Annotated in this window: 24 protein-coding genes; 14 read left to right on the top strand and 10 right to left on the bottom strand. The window is 73.7% G+C overall.

Annotated elements, in window-relative coordinates:
- The first annotated feature begins 5 nt into the window (after window positions 1–5).
- The gene (locus ACIRG9_RS15115) at window positions 6–509 is read left to right on the top strand and encodes an Lrp/AsnC family transcriptional regulator (protein WP_402855273.1); all 504 of its coding nucleotides are present in this window, start codon (window positions 6–8) and stop codon (window positions 507–509) included.
- On the opposite strand, the gene ACIRG9_RS15110 is transcribed toward ACIRG9_RS15115, so the two are convergent.
- The gene (locus tag ACIRG9_RS15110) at window positions 442–1,050 is read right to left on the bottom strand and encodes a histidine phosphatase family protein (RefSeq protein WP_402855270.1); all 609 of its coding nucleotides are present in this window, start codon (window positions 1,048–1,050) and stop codon (window positions 442–444) included. The two genes, ACIRG9_RS15115 and ACIRG9_RS15110, sit on opposite strands and share 68 nt — an antisense overlap.
- A 169-nt stretch (window positions 1,051–1,219) precedes the next feature.
- Between ACIRG9_RS15110 and ACIRG9_RS15105 the strand changes: the two genes are divergently transcribed.
- Both ACIRG9_RS15105 and ACIRG9_RS15100 read left to right on the top strand, forming a co-directional pair.
- On the top strand, window positions 1,220–1,414 hold the full coding sequence (locus ACIRG9_RS15105; RefSeq protein WP_402855267.1) for a CsbD family protein: 195 nt from the start codon (window positions 1,220–1,222) through the stop codon (window positions 1,412–1,414).
- 206 nt (window positions 1,415–1,620) lie between these two features.
- On the top strand, window positions 1,621–1,956 hold the full coding sequence (locus tag ACIRG9_RS15100; RefSeq protein WP_402855264.1) for a YnfA family protein: 336 nt from the start codon (window positions 1,621–1,623) through the stop codon (window positions 1,954–1,956).
- Window positions 1,957–2,007: 51 nt separating this feature from the next.
- On the opposite strand, the gene ACIRG9_RS15095 is transcribed toward ACIRG9_RS15100, so the two are convergent.
- Entirely contained in the window at window positions 2,008–3,414 is a 1,407-nt protein-coding gene (locus ACIRG9_RS15095; RefSeq protein ID WP_402855261.1) for a KamA family radical SAM protein, read from the bottom strand.
- A 144-nt stretch (window positions 3,415–3,558) separates the two neighbouring features.
- On the opposite strand from ACIRG9_RS15095, the gene ACIRG9_RS15090 reads away from it, so the two are divergent.
- From ACIRG9_RS15090 to ACIRG9_RS15065, 6 genes are read left to right on the top strand one after another with little or no spacing between them, the layout of a single operon-like run.
- A complete protein-coding gene (locus ACIRG9_RS15090) occupies window positions 3,559–4,620 on the top strand; it encodes a zinc-binding alcohol dehydrogenase (protein WP_402855258.1) in 1,062 nt (353 codons plus the stop codon).
- 4 nt (window positions 4,621–4,624) lie between these two features.
- A complete protein-coding gene (locus ACIRG9_RS15085) occupies window positions 4,625–6,196 on the top strand; it encodes an amidohydrolase (protein WP_402855255.1) in 1,572 nt (523 codons plus the stop codon).
- Window positions 6,193–7,752, top strand: a complete 1,560-nt coding sequence (locus ACIRG9_RS15080) for a lysine 5,6-aminomutase subunit alpha (protein WP_402855252.1) — start codon at window positions 6,193–6,195, stop codon at window positions 7,750–7,752. Before ACIRG9_RS15085 ends, ACIRG9_RS15080 begins: the two co-directional genes overlap by 4 nt.
- Window positions 7,749–8,507: an OAM dimerization domain-containing protein gene (locus ACIRG9_RS15075; protein ID WP_402855249.1), complete on the top strand. Its 759-nt coding sequence runs from the start codon at window positions 7,749–7,751 to the stop codon at window positions 8,505–8,507. The genes ACIRG9_RS15080 and ACIRG9_RS15075 overlap by 4 nt, the downstream gene beginning before the upstream one ends.
- Window positions 8,504–8,896 carry a hotdog domain-containing protein gene (locus ACIRG9_RS15070; RefSeq protein ID WP_402855246.1) on the top strand — a complete coding sequence of 131 codons (393 nt, stop codon included), beginning with the start codon at window positions 8,504–8,506 and terminating at the stop codon, window positions 8,894–8,896. Before ACIRG9_RS15075 ends, ACIRG9_RS15070 begins: the two co-directional genes overlap by 4 nt.
- Complete coding sequence (locus ACIRG9_RS15065) at window positions 8,893–10,233, top strand: glutamate mutase L (RefSeq protein WP_402855243.1); 1,341 nt, start codon at window positions 8,893–8,895, stop codon at window positions 10,231–10,233. Before ACIRG9_RS15070 ends, ACIRG9_RS15065 begins: the two co-directional genes overlap by 4 nt.
- Window positions 10,234–10,713: 480 nt before the next feature.
- On the opposite strand, the gene ACIRG9_RS15060 is transcribed toward ACIRG9_RS15065, so the two are convergent.
- Entirely contained in the window at window positions 10,714–12,006 is a 1,293-nt protein-coding gene (locus tag ACIRG9_RS15060) for a low temperature requirement protein A (RefSeq protein WP_402855240.1), read from the bottom strand.
- Between the two features lie 309 nt (window positions 12,007–12,315).
- Between ACIRG9_RS15060 and lnt the strand changes: the two genes are divergently transcribed.
- From lnt to ACIRG9_RS15045, 3 genes are read left to right on the top strand one after another with little or no spacing between them, the layout of a single operon-like run.
- A complete protein-coding gene (gene lnt / locus ACIRG9_RS15055) occupies window positions 12,316–13,920 on the top strand; it encodes an apolipoprotein N-acyltransferase (RefSeq protein WP_402855237.1) in 1,605 nt (534 codons plus the stop codon).
- Window positions 13,921–13,958: 38 nt separating this feature from the next.
- A complete protein-coding gene (locus tag ACIRG9_RS15050) occupies window positions 13,959–14,753 on the top strand; it encodes a polyprenol monophosphomannose synthase (RefSeq protein WP_402855234.1) in 795 nt (264 codons plus the stop codon).
- Between the two features lie 55 nt (window positions 14,754–14,808).
- Window positions 14,809–15,333, top strand: coding sequence for an FxsA family protein (locus tag ACIRG9_RS15045; protein WP_402855231.1), 525 nt, complete (start codon window positions 14,809–14,811; stop codon window positions 15,331–15,333).
- Between the two features lie 58 nt (window positions 15,334–15,391).
- Here the strand turns inward: ACIRG9_RS15045 and ACIRG9_RS15040 are convergent, their stop codons facing one another.
- A complete protein-coding gene (locus ACIRG9_RS15040) occupies window positions 15,392–15,733 on the bottom strand; it encodes an RNA polymerase-binding protein RbpA (RefSeq protein ID WP_007460094.1) in 342 nt (113 codons plus the stop codon).
- 223 nt (window positions 15,734–15,956) lie between these two features.
- On the opposite strand from ACIRG9_RS15040, the gene ACIRG9_RS15035 reads away from it, so the two are divergent.
- Complete coding sequence (locus ACIRG9_RS15035) at window positions 15,957–17,438, top strand: peptide MFS transporter (protein ID WP_402855229.1); 1,482 nt, start codon at window positions 15,957–15,959, stop codon at window positions 17,436–17,438.
- Between the two features lie 12 nt (window positions 17,439–17,450).
- Here the strand turns inward: ACIRG9_RS15035 and ACIRG9_RS15030 are convergent, their stop codons facing one another.
- The 3 genes from ACIRG9_RS15030 to ACIRG9_RS15020 all read right to left on the bottom strand — a co-directional run bounded on the left by ACIRG9_RS15030 (window position 17,451) and on the right by ACIRG9_RS15020 (window position 19,420).
- Window positions 17,451–18,041 (bottom strand): pyridoxamine 5'-phosphate oxidase family protein, encoded by a 591-nt coding sequence (locus ACIRG9_RS15030; protein ID WP_402855226.1) that lies wholly within the window; start codon window positions 18,039–18,041, stop codon window positions 17,451–17,453.
- A gap of 71 nt (window positions 18,042–18,112) precedes the next feature.
- A complete protein-coding gene (locus ACIRG9_RS15025; protein ID WP_402855223.1) occupies window positions 18,113–19,273 on the bottom strand; it encodes a hypothetical protein in 1,161 nt (386 codons plus the stop codon).
- A 12-nt stretch (window positions 19,274–19,285) separates the two neighbouring features.
- Window positions 19,286–19,420 (bottom strand): hypothetical protein, encoded by a 135-nt coding sequence (locus ACIRG9_RS15020; protein WP_402855220.1) that lies wholly within the window; start codon window positions 19,418–19,420, stop codon window positions 19,286–19,288.
- A gap of 27 nt (window positions 19,421–19,447) precedes the next feature.
- Here ACIRG9_RS15020 and ACIRG9_RS15015 point away from each other — a divergent pair, with 27 nt between their 5' ends.
- A complete protein-coding gene (locus tag ACIRG9_RS15015; RefSeq protein ID WP_402855217.1) occupies window positions 19,448–19,957 on the top strand; it encodes an NUDIX hydrolase in 510 nt (169 codons plus the stop codon).
- A 30-nt stretch (window positions 19,958–19,987) separates the two neighbouring features.
- Here the strand turns inward: ACIRG9_RS15015 and ACIRG9_RS15010 are convergent, their stop codons facing one another.
- The 3 genes from ACIRG9_RS15010 to ACIRG9_RS15000 all read right to left on the bottom strand — a co-directional run bounded on the left by ACIRG9_RS15010 (window position 19,988) and on the right by ACIRG9_RS15000 (window position 24,938).
- The gene (locus ACIRG9_RS15010; protein WP_402855214.1) at window positions 19,988–21,037 is read right to left on the bottom strand and encodes a LacI family DNA-binding transcriptional regulator; all 1,050 of its coding nucleotides are present in this window, start codon (window positions 21,035–21,037) and stop codon (window positions 19,988–19,990) included.
- Window positions 21,034–23,472 carry a beta-glucosidase gene (locus tag ACIRG9_RS15005; RefSeq protein ID WP_402855211.1) on the bottom strand — a complete coding sequence of 813 codons (2,439 nt, stop codon included), beginning with the start codon at window positions 23,470–23,472 and terminating at the stop codon, window positions 21,034–21,036. The genes ACIRG9_RS15010 and ACIRG9_RS15005 overlap by 4 nt, the downstream gene beginning before the upstream one ends.
- 251 nt (window positions 23,473–23,723) lie before the next feature.
- Window positions 23,724–24,938, bottom strand: a complete 1,215-nt coding sequence (locus ACIRG9_RS15000) for an ROK family protein (protein ID WP_402855209.1) — start codon at window positions 24,936–24,938, stop codon at window positions 23,724–23,726.
- Window positions 24,939–25,042 lie beyond the last annotated feature (104 nt).

The following is a 25,042-nucleotide window of genomic DNA, read 5'->3' as shown; positions in this document are numbered from 1 at the left end:
AGCGCGTGGAGGAGATCGACCGGGCCATCGTCGCCGCGCTGACCGGGGACGGTCGGCTGTCGTACACCGACCTCGCCGAACGAGTGGGGCTGTCGGTGTCCGCCGTGCACCAGCGGGTCCGCCGGCTGGAGCAGCGCGGCGTCATCAAGGGGTACGCCGCGCGGGTGTCGTTCGAGGCGCTGGACCTGCCGTTGACCGCGTTCGTGGCGATCCGGCCGTTCGACCCGTCGCAGCCGGACGACGCGCCGGAGCGGCTGGCCCACCTGTCCGAGATCGACTCGTGCTACTCGGTGGCCGGGGAGGACTTCTACCTGCTGCTGGTGCGGGTGGCCAGCCCGGCGGACCTGGAGCGGGTGCTCCAGGAGATCCGGACGGCGGCCAACGTCACCACCCGCACCACGGTGGTGCTCTCCACGCCGTATGAGAACCGGCCCCCGCGGCTCAGTGCCGAGCTGCCTGAGCGGGGGCGGTCCCGGTCGACGGAGCCGGCTGGTTCCACCGCAGGATGACCCGCCGCCCGTGCTCGTGACCGAGCACGCTGACGGTGGCGGTGTCCAGCCGTAGCAGCCCGCCGGCGGACGGGGGCAGCCCGATCCAGCGGGCGCCGATCACCCGCAGGCTGTGCGCGTGGCCGACCAGGGCGACGCTGCCCCGGTCGAGCAAGGGAGCGGTCGCGGCGAGCACCTGGTCGGCCCGCTCGCCGACCTGCGTCGGTGACTCCCCGCCGGGTGCACCGTCGGTCCAGATGTTCCAGTGTGGATTCTCGTGGTGGATGTCCGCCGTGGTGCGGCCCTCGTAGTCGCCGTAGTTCCACTCGGCCAGGTCTGGGTCGGTGGTGTCGACGTCGAGCCCGGCGAGGTGGGCGGTGCAGGTCGCCCGCTGCCGGGGGCTGGACAGGACGCGGACGAAACGGCGTCCGGCGAGCAGCACGCCGAGTGCGCGGGCCTGTCGCTCCCCGTCGGGTGTCAGCTCCAGGTCGGTGTACGAGGTGTGCCGGTGGCTGGCGCTCCACGCGGTCTCGCCGTGCCGGATCAGCAGGATCTCGCTCACCGGTCCAGTCAACCACGGTAGGACCGGGCCAGTACGATCGACGGACTGTTTCCCATCTTCCTAGGATGCGCGAACGCGATGTGTGCCCCCGCACCAGCGTTTGCCTCGACCGCCAACGGGCACGTAACAACGGCGAAGCGCAACCAAGCCGACGCTGAGGAGACGCGACATGGGCTTCACCGACAAGGCGAAGAGCAAGGCTCAGGAGATGAGCGGCATGGCCAAGGAGCGGATCGGCGACGTCACCGACAACGAGAGGTTGCGGGCGGAGGGCGCCAGCGAGCAGAGCGGGGCCCGGGCCCAACAGGCCGGCCAGCACGCCAAGCAGGCCGGTCGGGACGTCCGCGACGCCTTCGAGAAGTGACCCGTCAAGCGGCGGCCCCCCGGGGATCCCCGGGGGGCCGCCGCTTCGCATGACTGCGGTGATCGACTCCGTGTCCCGCAAACGGCGGTCTCCGGACCCGGCCGAGACCACCACATGCCGCACACGGAGTCGATCAAGCCGGCCTCCGCCGACGCTGTGAACGCGTGGGGCGGGGTGGACGGTGCGCCGCCGGATAAGGTCGCGGGGTGATTGCCCTGCGTTCCCTGGTGCTGTTCGTGCTGGCCGCACTCGCCGAGATCGGTGGGGCCTGGCTGGTCTGGCAGGGCTGGCGGGAGCACCGAGGGCTGTGGTGGGTGGCGGCCGGGGTGCTGGCATTGGGCGCGTACGGGTTCGTGGCGACGTTCCAGCCGGACCCGAACTTCGGCCGGATCCTGGCCGCGTACGGCGGCGTGTTCGTGGCCGGGTCGTTGGCGTGGGGCGTGCTGGTGGACGGCTTCCGCCCGGACCGGTGGGACGTGGCGGGCGCGGCGATCTGCCTGCTGGGTGTTGCCGTGATCATGTACGCGCCGCGGGGGAGCTGACGGTGTCGCCCGGCACCCAGGTGCGGGGTGCCGAGCGACGGGCGGTGCGGGTCAGTCGTCGCGGTGGGCTTCCCACCAGGCCTGGCCGGTCTCGGGCAGGGTGTCGATCGGGTCGTAGTAGGCGTAACGCTTGTTGAGCGCCTCCAGGTCGGCGGACTCGATCGAGGTGCGGTAGTTCTTGGTCCAGTAGGAGATGCCGCGCTCGCGGTCGTACTCGGTGAGCATGTGCACCCAGCGCTTGCCGACGAACGGGACGTCGCAGACGATGCGCGGGGTGGCGTAGCCGGGCAGGTAGCCCATGATGTCGTGCTGGAGTTGCTGGGCGTGCCAGACGGGGACCCGCCAGTGCTCGGCGTTGGGGATCATGTCGCACATGTAGAAGTAGTACGGCAGGATGCCCGCTTCGCCCTGCAGGGCGAAGCAGAGGTCGAGCAGGTCGCCGGCGGTGGCGTTGACGCCGCGCATGAGGACGCCCTGGTTGCGGACGTCGCGGACGCCGACGTCGAGGGCGGTCTGGGCAGCCTTGGCGACCAGCGGGGTGATGGACTGCCGGTGGTTGACGTGGGTGTGGATGGCCAGGTTGACACCGCGGCGGGCGGCGGTGCGGGCGACCCGTTCGAGGCCCTCGACGACGTCGGGCTGGAGCCAGTGCTGGGGCAGGCCCATGAGGGCCTTGGTGGCGAGGCGGATGTCGCGGATGGTTTCGATCTCGAGCAGCCGCATCAGGTAGGACTCGAGGTTCTTCCACGGCACGTTGGCCACGTCGCCACCGGAGACGACGACGTCGCGGACGCCGGGGTGGGCCTTGAGGTAGGCGATGTGGGCGTCGTAGCGGTCGACGGGCTTGAGGGTCAGCTTGAGCTTGTCGACGGTGGGGGTGGAGTTGCCGACGAGGTCCATCCGGGTGCAGTGGCCGCAGTACTGCGGGCAGGTGGAGAGCAGCTCGGCGAGGACCTTGGTCGGGTAGCGGTGGGTGAGGCCCTCGGCGACCCACATGTCGTGCTCGTGGAGGCTGTCGCGGCTGGCGTACGGGTGGGAGGGCCAGTCGGTGCGCCGGTCGGAGGCGACGGGGATCATGTAGCGGCGGACCGGGTCGGCGAGGAGCGCATCGGTGGTCATCGGCTCGAACGGCACCATGGTGTTGAGCATCTGCGGCGGTACCAGCATCGACATGGTGGCGAGGGCCTTCTGGTCCGCCTCGAGGTCGGCGTAGAAGGTCTCGTCGACGAGGTCGCCGAGGACGGTGCGCAGCTGCTTGATGTTCTTGACGCAGTTGACCCGCTGCCACTGGGCGTTCTCCCACTGCTCGCGGGTGACGTGGCGCCAGCCGGGGAAGCGGGTCCAGTCGGGTTCGACCAGCGGGTTGCGGCGGTATTCGTACGGCTGTCCGGCGGTGGGGACCGCGACCGGCGTGGAGCGGGGCGCTGGGATGGTCTCCACCGGTTGGGTCTGGGTCACGGCCCCTCCTCGTTGGCGGTGCGGTTTGATCAATAGCCCCGAAGGCTACTGGAAAATATCCGGTGAAGAAATTAGTCTGCCGGAAGTTTTCCCGCCAGGCGAGCCCTGGTCGGGGGTTCGAGCGGCTGGATGGAGGAGGCTGGCATGACGTCACCGGTGGGTCTGCACCGCGTCGTGGAACCTGCGGGGGTGCTGCCGCAGGCGGCCTGGCGCCTCGACGCCGATCCGCGGATCGCCTCCAACGAGGTGCGGATCCGGGTGCAGCGGCTGAACCTGGACGCGGCCAGCTTCCGGCAGCTGTCGGAGAAGCACGGCGGGGACGGGGAAAAGGTCCGCGCCGAGGTGCTGGAGATCATCTCGACCCGGGGGAAGATGCAGAACCCGGTGACCGGGTCGGGCGGCATGCTGATCGGCACGGTGGAGGAGGCCGGGAGGCGGTCCCCGCTGGGGCTGCGGCCGGGCGACCGGGTGGCCACGCTGGTGTCGCTGACGTTGACGCCGCTGATGATCCTGGACGGGCTGGCCCGGTGGGACGGGCGCAGCGAGCAGGTGCCGTGTGACGGCTACGCGATCCTGTTCGCCCGGTCGATCGCGGCGGTGCTGCCGGCGGACCTGCATCCGGAGCTGTCTTTGGCGGTGCTGGATGTGTGCGGGGCGCCGGCGCTGACCGCACGGGTGGTCGGCGAGCAGGTGCAGCGGCGGCGGCGTGACGGGGACCCCCGGCCGGTGCGGGTCGCGGTGGTCGGCGGAGCCGGCAAGAGCGGGTCGCTGTCGCTGGCCGCGGCGCGGCGGGCGGGCGCGGGCCGTACGGTCGGGGTGGTGCCGGTGCCGGCGGAGCGGGACGCGCTGGTCGCGGCCGGTCTGGCCGACGTGGTCGCGTTGGCCGACGCGCGGGATCCGGTGGGGCTGTCGACGGCGGTGACGACCGCGTTGGGCGCGCCGGCGGACGTGACGGTGGTCTGCGTGGACGTGCCGGGCTGCGAGCACGGGGCGATCCTGGCCACCGAGGACGGCGGCGCGGTGATTTTCTTCTCGATGGCGACGAGCTTCGCGGGGGCGGCGTTGGGCGCGGAGGGCCTGGCGGCGGACGTGACGATGCTGGTCGGTAACGGCTACGTGCCGGGGCACGCGGAGTTGGCGCTGGAGTTGCTGCGTGGGGAGCCGGGGGTGCGCCGTCTGTTTGAGGCCCGCCTCGCGGCAGACTGACATCATGACGAACCCCTCGACTCTGTATCTCGGCGGCATGCTGCACTGTCCGGCCGACCCGAGCGCGACGGCGTTGCTGGTGCGGGACGGGCGGATCGCCTGGTTGGGCGTGGACGCGGACGCCCCGTGGGCGGACCGGGTGGTGGATCTGGGCGGGGCGCTGGTGACTCCGGCGTTCGTGGACGCGCACGTGCACGCCACGGACACCGGGTTGGCGTTGTCGGGGTTGGACCTGTCCGGGGTGCGTTCGGCCGGTGAGCTCCTGGACGCGGTGTCGGCGTTCGCGGCGGGCCTGCCGGGGGACGCGGTGGTGCTGGGGCACGGCTGGGACGAGTCGAACTGGGCGGAGCGGGCGCTGCCGGACGCGGCGGCGCTGGACCGGGCGGCCGGGGGCCGGCGGGTGTATCTGTCGCAGGCGTCGATCCATTCGGCGTTGGTGTCGAAGGCGCTGCTGGCGGCCTGCCCGCAGGTGCCGGCCGCGCCGGGGTACGACGCGTCGGGGTGGTTGCGGCGGGACGCGCACCACGTGGTGCGGGCGGCGGCGTTCGCGTCGGTGACCCGGGCGCAGCGGGTGGCGGCGCAGCGGCGGGCACTGGAACACGCGGCGTCGTTGGGTATCGCGTCGGTGCACGAGTGTGGTGGTCCGGAGATCTCGGACGAGGAGGATTTCACCGGTCTGTTGGCTGTCTCGGGTGACGGGCTGCCGGAGGTGTACGGCTACTGGGGTGAGCTGCTGGGTGCGGCGCGGGCCCGGGAGTTGGGTGCGGTCGGGGCCGGTGGTGACCTGTTCGCCGATGGGGCGTTGGGGTCGCGGACGGCGCACGTGTCGGCGGCGTACCTGGACGGGGAGCCGGCGGGGTGCGGGCACGGGTATCTGACGGTCGAGCAGGTGCGTGACCATTTGTTGGACTGTGCGGCGCATGGTGTGCAGGGCGGTTTCCACGCGATCGGGGACGCGGCGATCTCGACGGTGTTGGCGGGGTTCGCGGGTGCGGCGGAGAAGCTGGGTGTGGATCGGTTGCGGGCGGCCCGGCACCGGGTCGAACACGCGGAGATCATGAACAAGCGGTTGATCGCCGGCTTCGTGGAGTACGGGATCGTGGCGTCGATGCAGCCGGCGTTCGACCGGTTGTGGGGCGGCTCGGGTCGGATGTACGAGTCGCGGTTGGGGCTGTCCCGGTCGCTGGAGTCGAACCCGATGGGCGCGATGCACTCGGTCGGGGTGGCGTTGGCGTTCGGTTCGGATTCGCCGGTGACTCCGCTGGACCCGTGGGGTTCGGTGCGGGCGGCGGCGGCGCATCACAATCCGACGCAGCGGATGAGTGTGCGGGCGGCGTTCGCCGCGCACACCCGCGGCGGGTGGCGTGCGGTGCACCTGGACAACGAGGGTCTGCTGGCGTTGGGGGCGCCGGCGACGTTCGCGGTGTGGTCGACGCCGGCCGGGGCGCAGCGGGGGCTGCCGGTGTTGCAGGCCGAGGATCCGGAGTTGCGGGGGGCGGACGATCCGACGCCGCTGCCGGTGTGCCGGGCCACGGTGCTGCGTGGTGAGCTGATCTATGAGGAAGGTAGTTCGTGACCGGAAAGCTTGGGCTGGACCCGGTGCTGGTGGCGCGGGCGCGGGAGTTGGCGCGTCGGGCCGGGCAGCCGGTGGTGGATCTGGCCCGCAGCCACACGACGGTGTCGGTGGAGCGGGCGGTGCTGCGGTTGGCCGGGGTGACCGGTGCGGACCCGGACGGGATTCCGTGGGTGAACCGGCTGGTGGACGCGGTCGTCGCGGACGTGGGGTTGGGGCACGGGGTGGCGGCGCCGGTGTTCGACGCGTTGGCCCGGGAGCAGATCACCGATGTGACGTTGCTGGCGCAGAAGGCGGCGGCCGGGTCGGTGCGGTTCGCGGAGCCGGCGGGTCGGGCCGCGACGGCGGCGCGTAAGGCCGCGCGTCGGGCGGTGGCGGCCGGGATCCGGCAGATCGATCGGCGGCGGGCCGAGCGGGACCGGCTGGTGGGGCGGTACGGGGATCCGCAGCAGCGGCCGTGGATCTATCTGATTGTGGCGACCGGGGACATCTACGAGGACATTCCGCAGGCGCAGGCGGCGGCGCGGGCCGGGGCGGACGTCATCGCGGTGATTCGCTCCACCGGTCAGTCGCTGTTGGACTACGTGCCGGAGGGGGCGACCCGGGAGGGTTTCGCCGGCACGTACGCGACGCAGGAGAACTTCCGGTTGATGCGGGCGGCGTTGGACGAGTCGTCGAAGGAACTGGGCCGCTATGTGCGGTTGACGAACTACGCGTCGGGTCTGTGCATGCCGGAGATGGCGACGCTGGCCGGCCTGGAGCGGCTGGACATGATGCTCAACGACTCGATGTACGGGATCCTGTTCCGTGACATCAACCCGATCCGCACGTTCGTCGACCAGCGGTTCTCCCGGCAGGTGCACGCCCGCGCCGGGATCATCATCAACACCGGCGAGGACAACTACCTGACCACGGCCGATGCCGTCGACGAGGCGCACACGGTGACGGTGTCGCAGCTGCTCAACGAGTTTTTCGCGCACGAGGCGGGGCTGGCCGACTGGCAGTTGGGGTTGGGGCACGCGTTCGAGATCAACCCGGACCTGCCGGAGTCGTTCCGGCTGGAGTTGGCGCATGCGTTGCTGGCCCGGGAGTTGTTCCCGGACGCGCCGCTGAAGTGGATGCCGCCGACGAAGCACATGACCGGGGACGTGTTCCGCGGGAACCTGCTCGACGGGTTCTTCAACCTGGTCGGCGCCATGACCGGGCAGGGCATCCTGCTGGTGGGCATGATGACCGAGGCGGTGGTGACGCCGTGGCTGTCCGACCGGGACATCGCCCTGCAGAACGTGCGGTACGTGCTGGGCGCGGCCGGCGGGCTGCACGAGGATTTCGTGCCTGCCCCGGGCGGGTTCATCCAGCAGCGCGCCCACCGGGTGCTGGGCGAGGCCGTCGACCTGTTGGACCGGATCGGTGAGCAGTCGCTGTTGACGGCGATCGCCGAGGGCACCTTCGGGATCATGAAGCGGCCGGCGGACCGCGGTAAGGGCCTGGACGGGGTCGCGAAGCACGAGGCCGACTACTTCAACCCGGCCACGGAGATCCTGGAGGCGGCGGCGTGACGGCCCCGGAGAAGAAGATCGTCCGTCCGTACGGGGACACCACCGGTGACGGCATGGTGCAGGTGTCGTTCACCCTGCCGGTGCCGCACGACAAGCGGGCCGAGGGCGCGGCGGTGCAGTTGGCGAACAAGATGGGCATCGACCCGGCGATGCTGGTGCACGCGAAGCCGATGGGTGACGGGTTCACCTTCTTCGTGGTGTACGGGCGGGTGAACCATCTGGTGGACGTGTCGCAGGTGCAGGTGGTGGAACGGGACTTCCCGCTGCTGTCGGCCAAGGAGGTCAACGCGGTGGTGAAGCGGCGGTTGCGGCGCAAGCTGTCGGTGGTGGGGGCGTGCATCGGCACGGACGCGCACACCGTCGGTATCGACGCGATCCTCAACGTCAAGGGCATCGCCGGGGAGAAGGGCCTGGAGTACTACCGGGAGTTGAAGGTCTCCAACCTGGGCGCGCAGGTGAGCGTGCCGGAGTTGGTGGAGGCGGCCCGGCGGGAGAAGGCCGACGCGGTGCTGGTGTCACAGGTGGTGACGCAGCGTGACGCGCACCTGCACAACACCCGGGAGATGTCCGCGGCGTTCCGGGAGGCGATGCCGGCGGGGAAGCGGCCGCTGCTGATCGTCGGTGGCCCCCGCTTCGACGAGACGATGACCGGGGAGTTGGGCGTGGACCGGATCTTCGGCCGCGGCACCACCCCCGGTGAGGTGGCCAGCTATCTGGTCCACGCCCTGATCACCGACAAGAAGGCGGGAGTATGAGTGAGGCACGGCTCGGTTTGACGGTGACGCATCGGCGGTACGTGCCGTACGCGCACGCCCACTACGCCGGGAACCTGGTCGACGGGGCGTACGCGCTGGGTCTGTTCGGGGACGTCGCGACCGAGGTGTGTATCCGCACCGACGGCGACGAGGGGCTGTTCGCCTCGTACTCGGATGTGCAGTTCAGGGCGCCGATGAAGGCCGGGGACGTGCTTGAGGTGGTGGCCACGGTGACCCGGGTGGGGACCCGCAGCCGCACCATCGACTTCGCGGCCCGGGTGGTGTGCCGGGGGCGCCCCGAGCGGGGCGAGTCGGCCGCCGAGGTGCTCGACCCGCCGATCGTGGCGGTCACCGCGACCGGCACGGTGGTCGTGCCCGCGTCGGCGTGAACGTCGCGGTCTGCGCCGACGTCGGGTCGACGTACACCAAGGCGGCGGTGGTCGACCTGGACGGCGGCCGGCTGGTCGCGGCGGCGGCGGCGCCGACCACGGTCGGCACGGACGTGCTGCACGGCCTGGACGCGGCCGTCGGCGCCGCCACCGCCGACGCGGGGGTGCCCGGCGAGCCGCCCTGGTATGTGTGTTCGTCGGCCGGCGGTGGGTTGCGGCTGGCGGTGATCGGCTATGAGCCTCTGGTGACCGCGCAGGCCGGCCGGCGGGTGGGGTTGTCCGCCGGGGCGAACGTGGTGCACGTGGCCGCCGGGCGGCTCGGTGGGGCCGACCTGGCGGCGTTGCGTGCCGCCCGTCCCGACGTGGTGCTGCTGGTCGGCGGCACCGACGGCGGTGACGCGGAGGTGTTGTCGCACAACGCGACGCGGCTGGCGAAGGCCCGCTGGCGGGTGCCGGTGGTGCTCGCCGGCAACGCCGACGTCCGCGGCGACCTGCACGGGCTGCTCGACGCCGCGAAGGTGCCGGTCATCGCCGCCGACAACGTGCTGCCCCGGATCGGGGTGCTGGCGCCCGCGTCGGCGCGGGCGGCGATCCGGGAGGTGTTCCTGCGCCACGTCATCGGGGGCAAGAAGCTGTCCCGGGGTGGCCGGTTCGCCCGGCTGGTGCGGGCGGCCACCCCGGACGCGGTGCTCACCGGGGTGGAGGTGCTCGCCGACGCCCTCGGCGGGGACCTGGTCGTGGTCGACGTGGGCGGTGCGACCACCGACGTGTACTCGGTGCTCACCCCGGACGAGCGGGACAGCGGGCCGGGCCGGGAGGTCGCCGGCACGCTGTGGCGGGCCCGTACCGTCGAGGGGGACCTGGGCATGCGGTGGAGCGCCCCTGGTGTGGTCCGTGCCGCCGCCGAGGAGCGTCTCCTCGCCCCCGGGGAGTCCGACGAGTTGGCCGCCGCGGCGGCGGCGCGGGCGACCGATCCGGGTTTCCTGCCGGCCGGTGACGGGGACCGGGCCGCCGACCGGCGGATCGCCGCGCTCGCGGCGACGGTGGCGTTGCGCCGGCACGCCCGTGGCGCGGCCACCGGGGAACGGGCCGGCCGGGACCTGCGCGACGTGCGGCTGCTGGTGGGCTCGGGCGGGGTGTTGCGGCACGCGCCCGCCGCCGACGCGGCCGGGGTGCTCGCCGCGGTGCTCGGTGACCACGCCGGCGGGTGGCCGCTGCCCCGGGCCGCCCGTGCGGTCGTCGACGTCGACTACGTCCTCGCGGCCGGTGGGCTGCTCGCCGCCGACCATCCGGCTGCGGCGGCGAGGCTGCTGCGCCGTCACCTCGGCGCGGACTGACACGGCGGCTGCGTCGGCTCGACCGGTAACGCCCGGCTGGGGCGGTCCGCGCCGGCACGGATCGAGACGCGCCGACGCGACACGCCGTGGCGCAACACACGACAGGCCGGGGTGGGTTGACAACGGCGGGGGTGCGCACCGTACCGTCTTTGAGTCCTACCACGGGAAGCGGCTGTTGTTCGCTTCGTCCCTTCGTCCGCTGGCCGAGCGACCCGATGAGGTTGCGGCGGCCAGGTCCAGCGGGCGGGGGTCGGCGGGGCGGCGCGAACCGGCCGCGGTTACCGGTGTACGGGCAGGGTGAGAGGCACGGCCAGTAGACAACGGCCAGGCGGGGGCAGCCAGTCCACGTCCGGTCGGTCCGAAGGTCGGCGTCGGTCATTCCCGCCCCACCGGCCGGGAAGGGCCTGGGAGCATCGGGGCGCGGCGTGAGCCGCGCCCCGATTTTCGTTTGCCCCTGCCGACTGGCTCCGGTCCGGTCGTTCACAGGTTGCGGCGACGCCACTCGGACTGTTCCTGCTCGGCGGCGACATGTTCCCTGAGCGCGGTCTGCCGGACCTGGCGGCGCAGCGGATCGCCGGCCCGCAGTCCGGCCAGCACGAGGGCGACGCTGGCCACGGCGAGCACCGCCAGGCCGGCGACGGCCGGTAGCCGACCGGCGAAGGGCAGCCCGATGGCCAGTGCCAGCGTGATCACGGTCGGTGCCAGACGGACTCGGCGGCTGGCCCGCACCCCCAGGGCCAGCAGGCCCACCATGTAGATGACCACTCCGGCGAACAGCACCCGGTTGTCCAGTCCGTGGGCGCGAACCAGCCACGGGTCGCCGACGGCCTCGGCGATGGCGTTGAGGTACTTCTTGAGGCCGAGAGCGAACAGGATGATCCCGGCGATCAGCGGCAGGTGCAGGTAGGTGTAGAGGTCCCGGGCGAGGGCCGCCCGTTGGTCGGGGTCGCGGGTGCGGTGCAGCTTCTGCTCCAGCCCGGGCGCCAGGGTGTCGAAGTACATCCACCACAGCGCCGCAATGACGGCGACGCCGAGCACCGACGCCAGGATCACCGGCCAGCTGACGGCCAGGCCGGGGATCGTTCTCGGCCCGAGACCCAGCGAGATGATGGACTCGCCGAGGGCGATGAGCAGGATCAGCGAGTATCGCTCCGCCCAGTGGCCGGCGGAGACGACGGTGAAGCCGAGGCTGCGGACTCGGCCCCCGGCGGTGAACTCGATCCCCACGGCGGCCGCCCACAATGCCAGCCGCAGCCACGGCTGCCGGTCCCCGGGCGGGTCGGGTACGGCCGCGGCGACCAGGAGCAGCGCCACGCTGGCCAGCCGCGGCAGGCCGAACCGCAGCGCCGCCCGGCGGGGCGGTTCGCCGCTTCGGGTCAGCAGCACCAGCACCGGCACCGCCCGGATGACCAGATAGCAGAAGGCGACGACGAACGGACCGTGCGGGCCGCCGGGACGGTCGGTGAACGCCTCCGGCAGGGTCAAGGTGAGCACGAACAGCGCGGCCACCGTCACCGCGCCGACCAGCGGCACCACCCCCTGGTCGGCGCGCACCACGTTGCCCAAGGCGACGAAGCTGACCCAGCACCACCACAGCAACGCCAGCACCACCAGCCCGGCCAGCAGCGCGAACACGTTCAGGTTCTCGGCGATCAGGCTGGTGACGCTGAGGAATGCGAGCACGAACACCAGGTCGTAGAAGAGTTCGACGGGGGTGACGCGCGACCCCGGCGCGGCGGGCACGATCCGATTCCGCCACCGGTCAGCGCTCACCCTGCCGAGTCTGGCAGCCCGCCCTGCCGCCGAGCGGGAAAGCCGCAGAACACGGCAGGCGAGTGGGCCGCAACGCCGACGGCGGTGCTGGCCGTCGGCGGGGGGCGGCCCGGGCGGGGGTTCACCGCCACGGCGACCTGGCCGCCACCGTGCTGGCGTGCCGCACACACGTCGTCCCGTTCATCGGGCGGGCAGCCGCGTCACGGTGACGGGACCTGCCGGTGATTACGCTGCCCGAGTGAGCCGGGGCGCGGGCCGGCAGGCGTCCCGGGCGGGTAGCCTTCGGCGCGTGATCGTGATGAGGCGCCGGTGACGATGCTCGACCAGGAAGAGGCGCGTGCCACCGACGGGGCACGCGACGGGGTGGAAGCGGGGCCGTTGCCGCTGCGGGTGGCCGTGCCGCTGGCCGTGCTGGCGGGGCTGGCGCTGCTGGGCGCGTTCCCCCCGTACGGGTGGTGGCCGCTGGCCCCGGTCGGGGTGGCGCTGCTGGCCGCGGCGGCGCACCGGCGGCGGCTACGGGCCGGCGCCGGGCTGGGCTTCCTCACCGGGGTGACGCTGTTCGCGCCGCTGCTGGAGTGGACCAACCTGCACACCGGTGTCCTGCCGTGGATCCTGCTGTCCCTGCTGCAGGCCGGGTATCTCGCGCTGCTCGGCGCCGCCGCCGCCTGGGTGTCGCCGCTGGTGGACCGGTGGCGGTGGACGTGGCCGCTGGTGACCGGGGTGCTGTGGGTGGGGCAGGAGGCGCTGCGCGACCGGACCCCGTTCGGTGGGTTCCCGTGGGGTCGGCTGGCGTTCAGCCAGGACACCTCCCCGCTGCTGCGGCTGGCCGCGTTCGGCGGCGCCCCGCTGGTCACCTGCGCGGTCGCGGTGGCCGGCGGCATCCTGGTCACCGCCGTCTGGCGGGACTGGCGTCGACCCGCCGGGCACTGGCGGCCGGTGGCGGGGCTGGCGGCCGCGCTGGCCGCCCTGCTCGCCGCCGGGGGCGCCGTTCCGGCGGGCGTACGCGGCGGCGGGGACACCGTCACCGTCGCCATCGTGCAGGGCAACGTGCCCCGCCTCGGGCTGGACTTCAACGCCCAACGGGAGGCGGTGCTCGACAACCACGTCGACGCCACCCTGAAACTGGCCGAGCAGGTCACCGCCGACGCGCAGCGCCGCCCCGACCTGGTGGTGTGGCCGGAGAACTCCAGCGACATCGACCCGCTGCGCAACCCGGAGGCCGGGTACCGGATCTCCCAGGCCGTCGAGGCGATCGGCGCGCCGATCCTGGTCGGCGCGGTGCTGCTCGGCCCCGACTCCGGGCAGGTCCGTAACGCCGGCCTGCTGTGGCGGCCCGGCAGCGGCGTCGACCTCGACCAGATGTACGTCAAGCGGCACCCGGTGCCGTTCGCCGAGTACGTGCCGCTGCGCAAGATCGCCCGGATGGTCAGCGCCGAGGTCGACCGGGTCCGCGCCGACTTCGTGTCGGGCACCGCGCCCGGGGTGATCGACGCCGGGGCGGTCACGGTCGGCGACGTGATCTGCTTCGAGGTCGCCTACGACGGCCTCGTCCGGGACACCGTCACCGGCGGCGGGGAGCTGCTGGTGGTGCAGACCAACAACGCCACCTTCGACGTGGCGGAGGCCCGTCAGCAGCTGGCCATGGTGCGGCTGCGGGCCGTCGAGCATGGCCGGGCGGCGCTGATGGCGTCCACGGTCGGGGTGTCCGGGTTCGTTACCCCCGACGGGCGGGTAGACGGGGCCACCGGGTTCAACACCGCGGCGGTAGTGGTCCGGCAGATGCAGCTCGGGGACGGGCGTACCCCGGCCACCCGGTTGGGGGTGTGGCCGGAGGCGGCCCTCGCGGCGCTCGCCGTCGCGGCCCTGGCCGGCGCGGCGGTGCTGCGTCGCCGCCGGGGAGGTACGCCCGGGTAGGACGAGCGCCGGTACGCCGGCGGGAGGGCGGTACGACGGTGCGCGTGGCAGCCGAGCGGCGGACATCCGGGCATCCCGGGGTGGGACGGGTGCTCGTGGTGATCCCCACCTACAACGAGGCCGACAACGTCCGCCGGACCGTCGCGGGGGTCCGCGAGGCCGCGCCGGCGGTGGACATCCTGGTCGCCGACGACAACAGCCCCGACGGCACCGGCGCGATCGCCGACGCGCTGGCCCGTACCGACCCGCGCGTGCACGTGCTGCACCGCAAGGGCAAGGAAGGCCTCGGTGCGGCCTACCTGGCCGGTTTCGCGTGGGCCCGGGACCGTGGCTACGACGCCGTGGTGGAGATGGACGCCGACGGCTCGCACGCCCCGCAGGACCTGCCGGCGTTGCTGGCCGCCGCCCGTGACGCCGACGTGGTGATCGGGTCCCGGTGGACCAGCGGGGCGCGGGTGCTGAACTGGCCGCTGCGGCGGCTGCTGCTGTCGCGCTGCGGCAACCTGTACGCGCGGCTGGCGCTGGGCATGCCGGTCTCCGACGCCACCGGCGGCTACCGGGTGTACCGGTCGACCGCGTTGGACGCCATCGATCTGGACTCGGTGCGCTCGCAGGGGTACGCGTTCCAGGTGGAGCTGTCCCGGCTGGCGCACCGGGCCGGGGTGCGGATCGTGGAGGTGCCGATCACCTTTGCCGAGCGGGAGCACGGCGACAGCAAGATGAGCCCGCTGATCGTGGCCGAGGCGCTGTGGCGGATCACCAGTTGGGGGCTGCGGGACCGGCGTGCGGCGGCCCGGCGGGGCCGGCCCGACGAGTTGGCCCGGTGGCCGTGAGCTCCGGCGTGTCATGCTGGAGGAGCGTGATGACGCCCGTGGCTGATGAGGTGAGATGCGCCGAGGAATGAGGTACGTACCGCCGGCTCTGCTGCTGCTCGCGGTGCTGGAGCTGACCGTTTTCGTCCTGGTGGGTCGGGGCGTCGGATTCGGCGTCGCCCTGCTGCTGGTGTTCGCGGCGTCCCTGCTCGGCCTGGCGCTGCTGCGCCGCGAGGGGATGCGGGCGTGGCGGGGCTTCCGCGCCGCCGCGGCGTCCGGGCAGCCGCCGGGGCGGCAGGTCACCGACGGCCTGGTCGGGCTGGCGGGTGCGCTGCTGCTGGCGTTGCCCGGCCTGGTCACCGGCGTGGTGGGGCTGCTGTTGCTGGTGCCGCCCGTGCGGCGGCTGGCCCGCGCCGGCGCGCAACGTGCCACCGAGCGGCGGGTGTCGTCGATGGTCGCCGGTGACCTGTTCGGGCCCCGCCAGGTCAGGGTGTACCGGGGGACGCCGCAGCAGCCGTCACCGCCACCAGCGGCTCCGCAGCCGGCCGGGGAGCCGGGCCAGGCCATCGAGGGCGAGATCGTCGAACCGCGGCGGCCCTGAAACGTGACGAAGCGCCCCCGGGGTGATCCCGGGGGCGCTTCGGTCGTTTTTGGTGTGTTCAGGCGCGGCCGCGGCGGGTGCGGACCTCCTGGAGCCGCTCGGCGAGGATGTCCTCCAGCTCGGCGATGGAGCGCCGCTCCAGCAGCATGTCCCAGTGGGTACGCGGCGGCTTGGCCTTCTTCTGCTCCGGCTCGTTGCCGTCGACCAGCCGGGCGACGCTGCCGTCGAACTTGCACTCCCAGGTCGTCGGGACCTCGGCGTCGACGGCGAACGGCACCTCGAACTGGTGTCCCTTGGCGCAGAGGTACTCGCGGGTCTGGCGCGGCGCGAGCTCCGTGTTGCGGTCGGATTCGTAGCTGACCGCGCCCAGGCGGCTTCCGCGCAGCATGCGCTCGCCCATGATCGACTTCCCCTCGTTGGTGGTGCTGGTCTTCTCGGTGTAACGGTCCGTCCCCGCCGGGCCATTCCCGCCCATGCCGGCAGGATCCGCGCGGGTCGGAACCCTGCAAGGGTAGCGGGCCATGCCAGCCGCCCGGCGGGGTCTTCCCCGGCCGGGTCGAGTGGGTGGAGTGTTTCGGCTGTCACTGGGGATGTTAACCGCCCACGGCGTGCCGGAGGTGACGATGACCAGTGACATGCCGGTCAGGGGCCGATCAGCTGGCGGGAGGACCTTCTTCGGTCATCCGCGGGCGTTGTCGACCCTGTTTCTCACCGAGATGTGGGAGCGGTTCAGCTTCTACGGCATGCGGGCCATCCTGGTCCTCTATCTGACCGCGGCGGTCGCCGACGACGGGTTGGCCATCGGGCAGTCGACCGCCAACGCCGTCTACGGCACCTACAACGCGATGGTGTACCTGATGGCGTTGCCCGGCGGATGGGTCGCCGACCGGCTGCTCGGCGCCCGGCGCAGCGTGCTGTGGGGCGGTGTGGTCATCGCCGCCGGCCACTACGTGATGGCGGTGCCGGCGCGGTGGAGCGTGTTCGCCGGCATGGCCCTGATCGTGGTCGGCACCGGGCTGCTCAAACCCAACATCTCCACCATGGTCGGTGACCTGTACGACCGGGACTCCCCGCGCCGCGACGCCGGCTTCTCGATCTTCTACATGGGCATCAACCTGGGCGGGTTCATCGCCCCGCTGGTCACCGGCTTCCTCGGCGAAAAGATCAACTGGCATCTGGGGTTCGGCGCCGCCGCGATCGGCATGACCTTCGGTGTGATCCAGTACGTCCTCGGCCGGCGCAACCTGGGCGAGGCCGGCGCGCGGCCCGTCGACCCGCTGCTCGGGGCGGACCGGCGGCGGGCGCTGACCCGCATCGGCGTGGCCGTCGTGGTGGCGTTGGCGGTCCTCGCCGCGCTCGCCCTGACCGGGCTGTTCACCGTCAACACGGTGGTCAACCTGCTCACCGTGGTCACCGTCCTGGTCGCCGTCGGGTACTTCGCCCGGATCCTCACCGATCGGGAGATCAGCACCACCGAGCGCAGCCGGATGAAGGCGTACCTGTGGTTGTTCGTGTTCGCCGCCGCGTTCTGGCTGATCTACGACCAGGCCGGGTCGGTGTTGAACATCTTCGCCGCCGACAAGACCGACCGGGCCGTGTTCGGCTTCACCTTCCCGGCGTCCTGGCTGCAGTCGGTCAACCCGATCCTGATCATCGTCGGGGCGCCGCTGGCCGCCGTGGTGTGGCTGAAACTCGGTCACCGGGTGTCCACACCGATGAAGTTCGCCGTCGGCCTGGTCCTCAACGGCCTGTCGTTCGTGCTGATGGCCGCCGCCGCGCAGGCCGCCGTCGGCGGCGGGCTGGTCTCGCCGTGGTGGCTGGTCGCGGTGTACGCCATCCAGGTCGCCGGCGAGCTGTCGCTGAGCCCGGTGGGCCTGTCGGCCACCACGAAGCTGGCCCCGGTCAAGTACGCCAGCCAGATGATGGGCCTGTGGTTCCTCGCCACCGCCGTCGGGGACGCGATCGGCGGCCAGGTGGCCCGGCTGGCCGGGACCTGGTCGGAGGCGACCTACTTCCTCACCTTCGGGTTGGCGTCGGTGGTGCTGGGGCTGAGCGCGGTGATGTTCGCCCGACACATCCGGGCGCTGATGGCCGGCATCCACTGACCGGCGCCGGGGTCACGTCGCCGGGTTGGGCGGCAGCGGCAGCGGCAGGCCGGGCAGCCCGTCGATGCTGGTCGCCACGTGTTCCTTGCCGGCGAAGTACGCGCTGAGCGAGGCGTCGTCCTCCCGGGCGAACCGCCTGCCGTGCAGGTCACGGTCGGCGTCGTAGGTCATCAGCGGCACGCCGTACCCGCAGGTGTCACGGATCAGCCCGGCGCGGACCACGATGATCGCCCGCAGCCCGTGCCGGGTGGCGTCGATGTCGGGGAAGTGGCGCCGCAGCTCCGCCCACCGGGGATCGTCGCGGAACACCGGCTCGCCGTGCCCGTGTACCCGCACGATGCTCGGCGGGCCGGAGAACGCGCACCACATCAGCGTGATGCGGCTGTTCTCCCGCAGGTGGGCGATGGTCTCGGCGTTGCTGCCGGCGAAGTCGAGGTAGGCGATCGTGTGCTCGTCGAGCACCGCGAAGGAGCCGCGCAGGCCCTTGGGGGAGAGGTTGACCGTGCCGTCGCCGGAGAGTGGCGCGGTGGCGGTGAAGAACATCGGCTGCGCCTCGATGAACGCCCGGAGCCGACCGTCGATGCGCTGGTACGTTTTTCCCACACCTTGCATCATCGCCGCCGGCTCCGGTTGGTTTCCAGCCCCCATGGCCGCGTCGGGCGGCCCGGGGACGGTCAGGTGCCGCGGGAGCCGAGCCGGGCCAGTGCGCTGGCCAGGTCGCTGACCTGGTCGGCGAGCTGCCCCGCGCGGCGCTGGGCCGCGTCGCGGTCGGCCTCGGCGGCGGCCAGCCGCGCGGTCAGCTCGGCCAGCCGGGCCTCGGCGGCCCCGCCGGCCTCCCGCGCGGCCGCCAGGTCGGCGGCGACGGCGTCCCGCTCGCCGGCCCGGGCCGCCAGTTCGTCCCGAGCCGCCGCGGTCGCCGCGGCGGCCTCCGCCCGGGCCGTCTCGGCCCGCTCGGCGGCGGCCCGCGCCTCCTGCCCGGCCCGCCGCGCGGCGGCGGCCTCCGCCCGGGCCCGCTCGGTGCGCGCCTGGGCGGCCTCGCTCTCCACGCGGGCCTGTTGGGCCTGCGTGTGGGCCGCCTCGGCTTCGGTCCGCGCCCGGTCGGCCTCGGCCCGCAGCCGCTCGGCCCGCTCCACCGCCTCGCCGGCCGACTGGGCGGCCCGCGCCGCGTCGCCGCGGGCGGCGTCCCGCTCGGCGGTCAGGTCGGCCGCCCGCCGCCGCTCGGCGTCGATTTCCGCGCGCACGGTACGCAACTCCTGGCGAGCGGCGTCGCGGTCCCGCTCGGCCTGTACCCGCAACGCCTGCGCGGCGCTGGCCTCCCCGCGTGCCTCGTCCCGGGCCGCCTCGGCGCGCTCGGCCCGTTCGGCGGCGTGGGCGGCCTCGGCCTCGGCCCGTCCGGTGCGTTCCCGGGCCGCGTCCCGCTCGGCCAGCGCCGCCTGCGCCTCCTGCCGGGCCCGCGCGGCGGTCGCGGCGGCGTCCTCGGCGTCGCGGCGGGCCTCGTCCCGTTCGGTGTGCGCGGTCGCGGCCTGCGTGGCCACCTCGGCGCGGACCTGCGCGAGCTGCCGCTCCACGCCGGCGGGGGACAGTTCGGCGTGCAGCGCCTCGGTGAGCGTCTCGACGATCTGGTCGAGCCGGTCCACCGCCTCCCACGCGCGGGCCACCTGGCCGGGCAGGCCGGGGGCGTTGCGGTGCCGCATCCGCGAGTTGCGGGAGGCCCGCTGGCAGGCCCCATCGTTGTCCCGGCAGTAGCGGAAGGGCCGGCCGGCGCCGACGCGCTGCGCCACCTCCCGTCCACAGTGGGCGCAGGGGCGGGTCTCGGGGGCGGGGTGGGCGTCCATCGGGGGCGAAGTCTAGTGGCCCGACTCCGGGTCGGCGTGAGCCACGGCGTAGCGGCGCCGCGGCAGCACGGCGAGGGCCTGGTGCGCCGTGCCGTCGGCGGCGACCTGGACGACGCGTCGCTGGCCGCCGGCATGGTACGTCGGCACCGGGAGCCCGGCCGGTAGGGTGCCGGCATGCCGCTGTCGCCCTACGTCGCCCGGATACGCCGGCATATCGGACCCGACCTGCTCATGCTCTACGGCGTGAGCGGCGTGGTGACCGACGACGCGGGGCGGCTGCTGCTGGCCCGCCGGAGCGACAACGGCCGCTGGGCCATCCCGGCCGGCATGATCGACCCAGGCGAGCAGCCGGCCGACGCGCTGCTGCGCGAGGTGTACGAGGAGACCGGCGTCACGGTGGAGATCGACCGGATCGGCGGGGTCGCCACCCACCGGGTCGTCTACCCCAACGGCGACGCCTGCGAGTACCTCAACGTCTGGTTCCACTGCCGGGCCGTCGGCGGCACGCCCACCGCCGACGGCGACGAGTCCCTCGCCGTCGACTGGTTCGGCCCGGACGACCTGCCCGAGCTGGACGACTGGTCCCGGCTGCGGATCTCCACCGCGCTGCGCGACGACCGGGCCGCCTGGTACGCCGCCCCGGGCGAGCGCCACCCGGCCCTCACCCAGCCCGACAACCTCTGACCCCTCGCCGGGAACAGACCGTCGCGGCGGTCACCGGCCGGTCCTGGCCGGGGCGGCGGTGCTGTCCCGCACGGTCAGCCGCGGGACGAGCAGCGTCACCTCCGGCACCGAGTCGTCCCGCAGCCGGCGCATCAGCAGCGCCACCGCCTGCCGGCCGACCTCCTCGGCGGGGACCGGCACCGAGGTGAGGCCGGCCTGCTCGGCAAACTGGTCGGGGCAGATGGCCACCACGGAGACGTCCCGCGGCACCCGCCGGCCCAGGGCGGGCAACGCGGTCAGCACCGGGCCGACCGCCGACTCGTTCTGCACCACCAGCGCGGAGACGTCGGGATGGCGGTCCAACAGGGCCCCCAGGTCACGGCGGACCGCGGCGGGGCCCTCCTCGCACGGCAGAGCCACCGCGTCGACGCCGAGTCGCGCGGCGGCCGCGACCACTCCGGCCCGGGTCCGGTGCGCGAAGCCGGTGCCCCGCCCGTAGACGGCCGCCGGGGCGCCGAGCAGCGCCACCCGCCGGTGCCCCAGCCCGGCCAGGTGCTCGACGCACACCTCACCGGCCCGATGGAAGTCGAGGTCGACGCAGGCCAGTCCGGTGGTGTCGGTGGGGTGGCCGATCAGCACGCTGGGCAGGGCAAGCTCCCGCAACAACGGCACCCGGGAGTCCTCCAGTTCCACGTCCATCAGCAGTACGCCGTCGACCATCGCGCTGCCGGTTATCCGGCGCAGCCCGGCCGGTCCCTCGTCGGAGGTGACCAGCAGCACGTCGTGGTCGAACCGGCGGGCGGTGGTGACCACGGCGGTCGCGAACTGCATCACCACCGGCACCTGCATCCCGGTGCGCAGCGGCAGCACCAGCGCGATCACGTTCGCCCGGCGGCTGGCCAGGGCACGGGCCCCGGCGTTCGGGTGGTAGCCGAGGGCGCGGACGCTGGCCAGGACCCGGTCGCGGGTCACCGCGGAGATCACCCGCTTGCCGCTGAGGACGTACGAGACGGTGCTGGCGGCGACCCCGGCGTGCCGGGCGACGTCGGCGATGGTGACCTGGCCGCCCGGGCTGCGCCGCCGGCCGGGCGCGCGGGTCACCGGCCCACCCCGCACCGGTCCGTGGCAGGCAGGGCCGCCCCGGCCGCGCCGGTGACGGTGAGCGCGCCGAGCAGCCGGATGTCCCGGGCGGAGCGCCCGACCTGGACGGTGTGGGTGGCCTCCTCCACCACCAGGGCACCCCGGGACTCGTCCCACCACGCCAGTTCGGCGGTACGCAGCCGCAGCGTGACCGTTGCGCACTGACCGGGCGTCAGGGTGACCCGGGCGAAGTCGCGCAGCTGCCGCAGCGGCTGCTTGACCCGGGAACGCCGCTGCCGGGTGTAGAGCTGCACCACCTCGGTGCCGGGGCGCTCGCCGGTGTTGGTCACCGAGACGCTCACCTCGACCTCCTCGCCGGCGGTCGCCTCGGCCATGCTCAACCGCAGGTCGGCGTAGTCGAAGCGGGTGTAGCTGAGCCCGTGCCCGAACGGGTACAGCGGCTCGCCGCGGTGGTACAGGTAGGTGGCGTCCGCGCCGATGATGTCGTAGTCGAGCAGGTCCGGCAGTTCGGCGACGTCGGCGTACCAGGTCTGGGTGAGCCGACCGGCCGGATCGGCGTCGCCGAGCAGCACGTCGGCGAGGGCCGCACCGTGTTCCTGACCGCCGTGCGTGGTCCACAGCACCGCCGGCAGGTGCCGCTGCGCCCAGCCGACCGCGTACGGGTAGCTGCTGGTCACCACCAGCACGGTCCGCGGGTTGGCGGCGTGCACAGCGCGCAGCAGCGCCTCCTGCCCGGCCGGCAGGGCCAGGTCGACCCGGTCCTCGGTCTCGCGTCCGTTGACCATCGGATGGTTGCCCAGCGTCACCACCGCCACGTCCGCGGCGGCGGCCAGCGCGGCGGCCTCGGCCGCCCCGTCGGCGAGCAGGTCCACGGTGAATCCGGCGGCGCGGGCCGGGTCCGCGCCGACCGACAACCGGCCGTCGGCCTCGACGGTGACGTATCCGCCGGTGGCGAGGTGGTGCAGCCGGGCGGTGCCGTCGGGGCGGTGGTCGAACCGGAACGTCTCCCGGACCACCCAGCCGGCCGGGCCGGGCCGGTCGTTGACCAGCGTGCCGCTGTCGTCGGCACCGACGTGCCGGCCGTTGCCGACCGCGCGCAACGCCACCACGTTCCGGCCCCAGTCGAAGACGTCGAACCCGGTGGGCTCGGCGCCGAGGGTCAACGGGCCGCCGTCCGGGGTGTCGGGGCAGTGGACGTACCGGTCGCCGAGGCGCAGCACGATCCGGTCCGTGCCCGGGTGGGTGGTCACCTCGGGCAACCGCCCGGCCAGCCCGGCGTACGCGGTGACCGCGTACGGCAGGGTGCCGCTGTACCAGTCGAGGTGGACGGTGTCGGCGAGCGGGCCGAGCACGGCCACCCGGGGCGCGGTGGCGGAGGAGAGGGGAAGCAGCCCGTCGTTGCGCAGCAGCACGACCGCCTCGCGAGCCGCCTCGCGGGCCAGTCGCCGGTGCGCGGGGCAGTCGACCAGGTCGGGTGGCACGTCGGCGTACGGGTCCTCGTCCGGCGGGTCCAGGTCACCGAGGCGCAGCCGGACGCCGAGGATGCGGCGTACCGCCCGGTCCACGTCGGACTCGGCGAGCAGCCCGCGGCGCAGCGCCTCGGTCAGCCGGTCGACGGTCGGGCCGCTGTTCTCGTCGTCCTCGGTGAAGCTGTCGATGCCGGCGCGCAGCGCGGCGGCGAAGCCTTCGACGTGGTCGGGCAGGTGACCCTGCACGCCGGCGAGGTTGCCGATCGCCCCGGCGTCGCCGACGACCATGATCTCCTCGTCGGCCGGCCCGCGCAGTTCGCCCGCGATGAGCGGGCTGACGTGTGCCGGCACCCCGTTGACCCGGTTGTACGAGGCCATCACCGCCACCGCTGCGCCGGCCTCGATGGGCGCCCGGAAGGCCGGCAGCTCGTACTCGTGCAGCACGCGCGGCGGCAGGTCGCTGGAGGTGGTGGCCCGGTCGGTCTCGTTGTTGTAGCCCAGGAAGTGCTTGAGCGTCGGCGCGGTGCGCAACCGGGTCGGGTGGTCGCCGCGCAGTCCGCGGGCGTACGCGGTGGCCAGCCGCCCGGTCAGCCACGGGTCCTCGGACCAGCCCTCCTCGTTGCGCCCCCAGCGCGGGTCGCGCAGCGGGTTCACCACCGGCGCCCACACGTTGAGGCCGACCCGCGCGGGGTCGGCCTGGTGCTTGGCGCGGACCTCGTCGCCGACGGCGGCGCCCACGGCCCGGATCAGGTCGGGGTTCCAGGTGGCGGCCAGCCCGACCGCCTGGGGGAAGACGGTCGCCGGCCCGAGCCAGGCCACGCCGTGCAGCGCTTCGGTGCCGGTGCGGAACGCCGGCAGGCCGAGTCGGGGCACCGGCGCCTGCCACTGGTGCAGCAGACCGAGTTTCTCCGGCAGGGTGAGCCGGGCCAGCAGGTCGTCGAGGCGGTGGGGAATGAGGTCGGTCATGTCGGGTGCCTTCCGTGGGCGTCGGGGCGACCGGCGGTGTGTCGAAGCGCTTCGACGGCCGTCGTGACGAGCGGCGGAGCGCGAACATGCGGATGGGAGCGCGGTGGTCGGCCCGGACGCTGGTGAAGCGCTTCGACGACCGCGGAAAGACATGCCGCCCCGGCTGCCCTGGTACGGGGTGGCGGTACCGAGGTTGGCACCAGGGCACCGATCCGGTCAAGGCCCGGTACGGGTCCGGGCCGGGCGCGCGCTCAGCCGACCGGTAGCCGGCCGGCCTCCACGGTGGCCAGCGCGGCGGTGGCGCCGCCGAGCGCGGTCGCCGCGGAGCCGAGGGTGCTGGCCTCCAGCCGGCACGCGTCGGGGGCGAGAGTGCGGGCGGACAGCTCCGCCCGGGCCGCCGGCAGCAGCCAGGGGGCCAGGGCCGCGAGGTGGCCGCCGACCACGACCACCTGCGGGTCGATCAGGTTGGCCAGGATGGACACTCCGTGACCGAGCCACCGCCCGACCTCGGCGAGTCCGGTCAGGACGGTGTCGTCGCCGGCGTGGGCGAGGGTCAGGATCCGGTCGACCTCCGGCAGGTAGTCGGTGACCGGACCGTCCCGCTCGGCGTCGGGCAGGACCCGGCGGATCACGGCGTCCACCCCGGTCAGTGCCGCCAGGCAGCCGCGCCGGCCGCAGGCGCAGACCGGTCCGGCCGGGTCCAGCGGCACGTGGCCGATCTCGCCGGCGAAGCCGCGGCCGCCGCGCAGCAGCCGGCCGCCGCTGACCGTCCCCGCGCCGAGCGCGGTCCCGCCGGTCAGGTGCACCAGGTCGGCCGTCCCGGCGTACGCGCCGTGGCGCTGCTCGGCCAGGACGGCCAGGTTGGCGTCGGTGTCGACGCCGACGGGGAAGCCCGGTTCCCGCAGTGCGCGGCGCAGTTCGGCGGCGAGCGGCACGTCCCGCCAGCCCAACGCCGGGGCCAGTGGGACCAGGCCGTCGGTGCCGACCAGCCCGGGAACGCCCACGGTGAGGCCGAGCACGCCGCGGCCCTGCCCGGTGACCCGGGTGACCGCCCGGCGGGTCAGCGCGGCGAGCGCGTGCACGGTCTCCTCGGGTGCGACGGTCGGCGCGGGGAAGGCACGCCGCCAGGTGAGCAGCCGGTTGCCGCCCAGGTCGGCGGCGACCACCACGAGTTCGTCGTCGCCGATCTGGAGCCCGAGCCCGGCGTACGGCTCGCCGTCGAGGACGAGCATGGTGGCGGGCCGTCCGACCCGGTTCTCGGTGAGCCCGGTCTCGCGCAGCAGCCGCCGTTCGATGAGTTCGGTGACCAGGCTGGAGACGGTGGCCTTGTTGAGTCCGGTGTGCGCGGCGATGTCGGCCCGCGAGCAGGGTGCGTGCAGCCGGACGTGCCGCAGGACCACGGCCCGGTTGGCCACCCGGACGTCGCTGAGGTCGGTGGGCTGGGGTGGGGGGTGGATGCTGATCACAAGCTGCCCGCTTCCTGCGCCGACGCTGCCGGTCCCGGTGGTGCGGCCCTCATCATCGCCTACCTCCGTGGTCGGCCCGGATCGACCACCCGGAGGGTGACGCC

The organism is Micromonospora sp. NPDC093277 (genome assembly GCF_044765245.1).
Taxonomy (GTDB): Bacteria; Actinomycetota; Actinomycetes; order Mycobacteriales; family Micromonosporaceae; genus Micromonospora.
The sequence above is the reverse complement of the archived record's forward strand: the minus strand, read 5'-3'. Positions and strand labels throughout refer to the sequence as shown.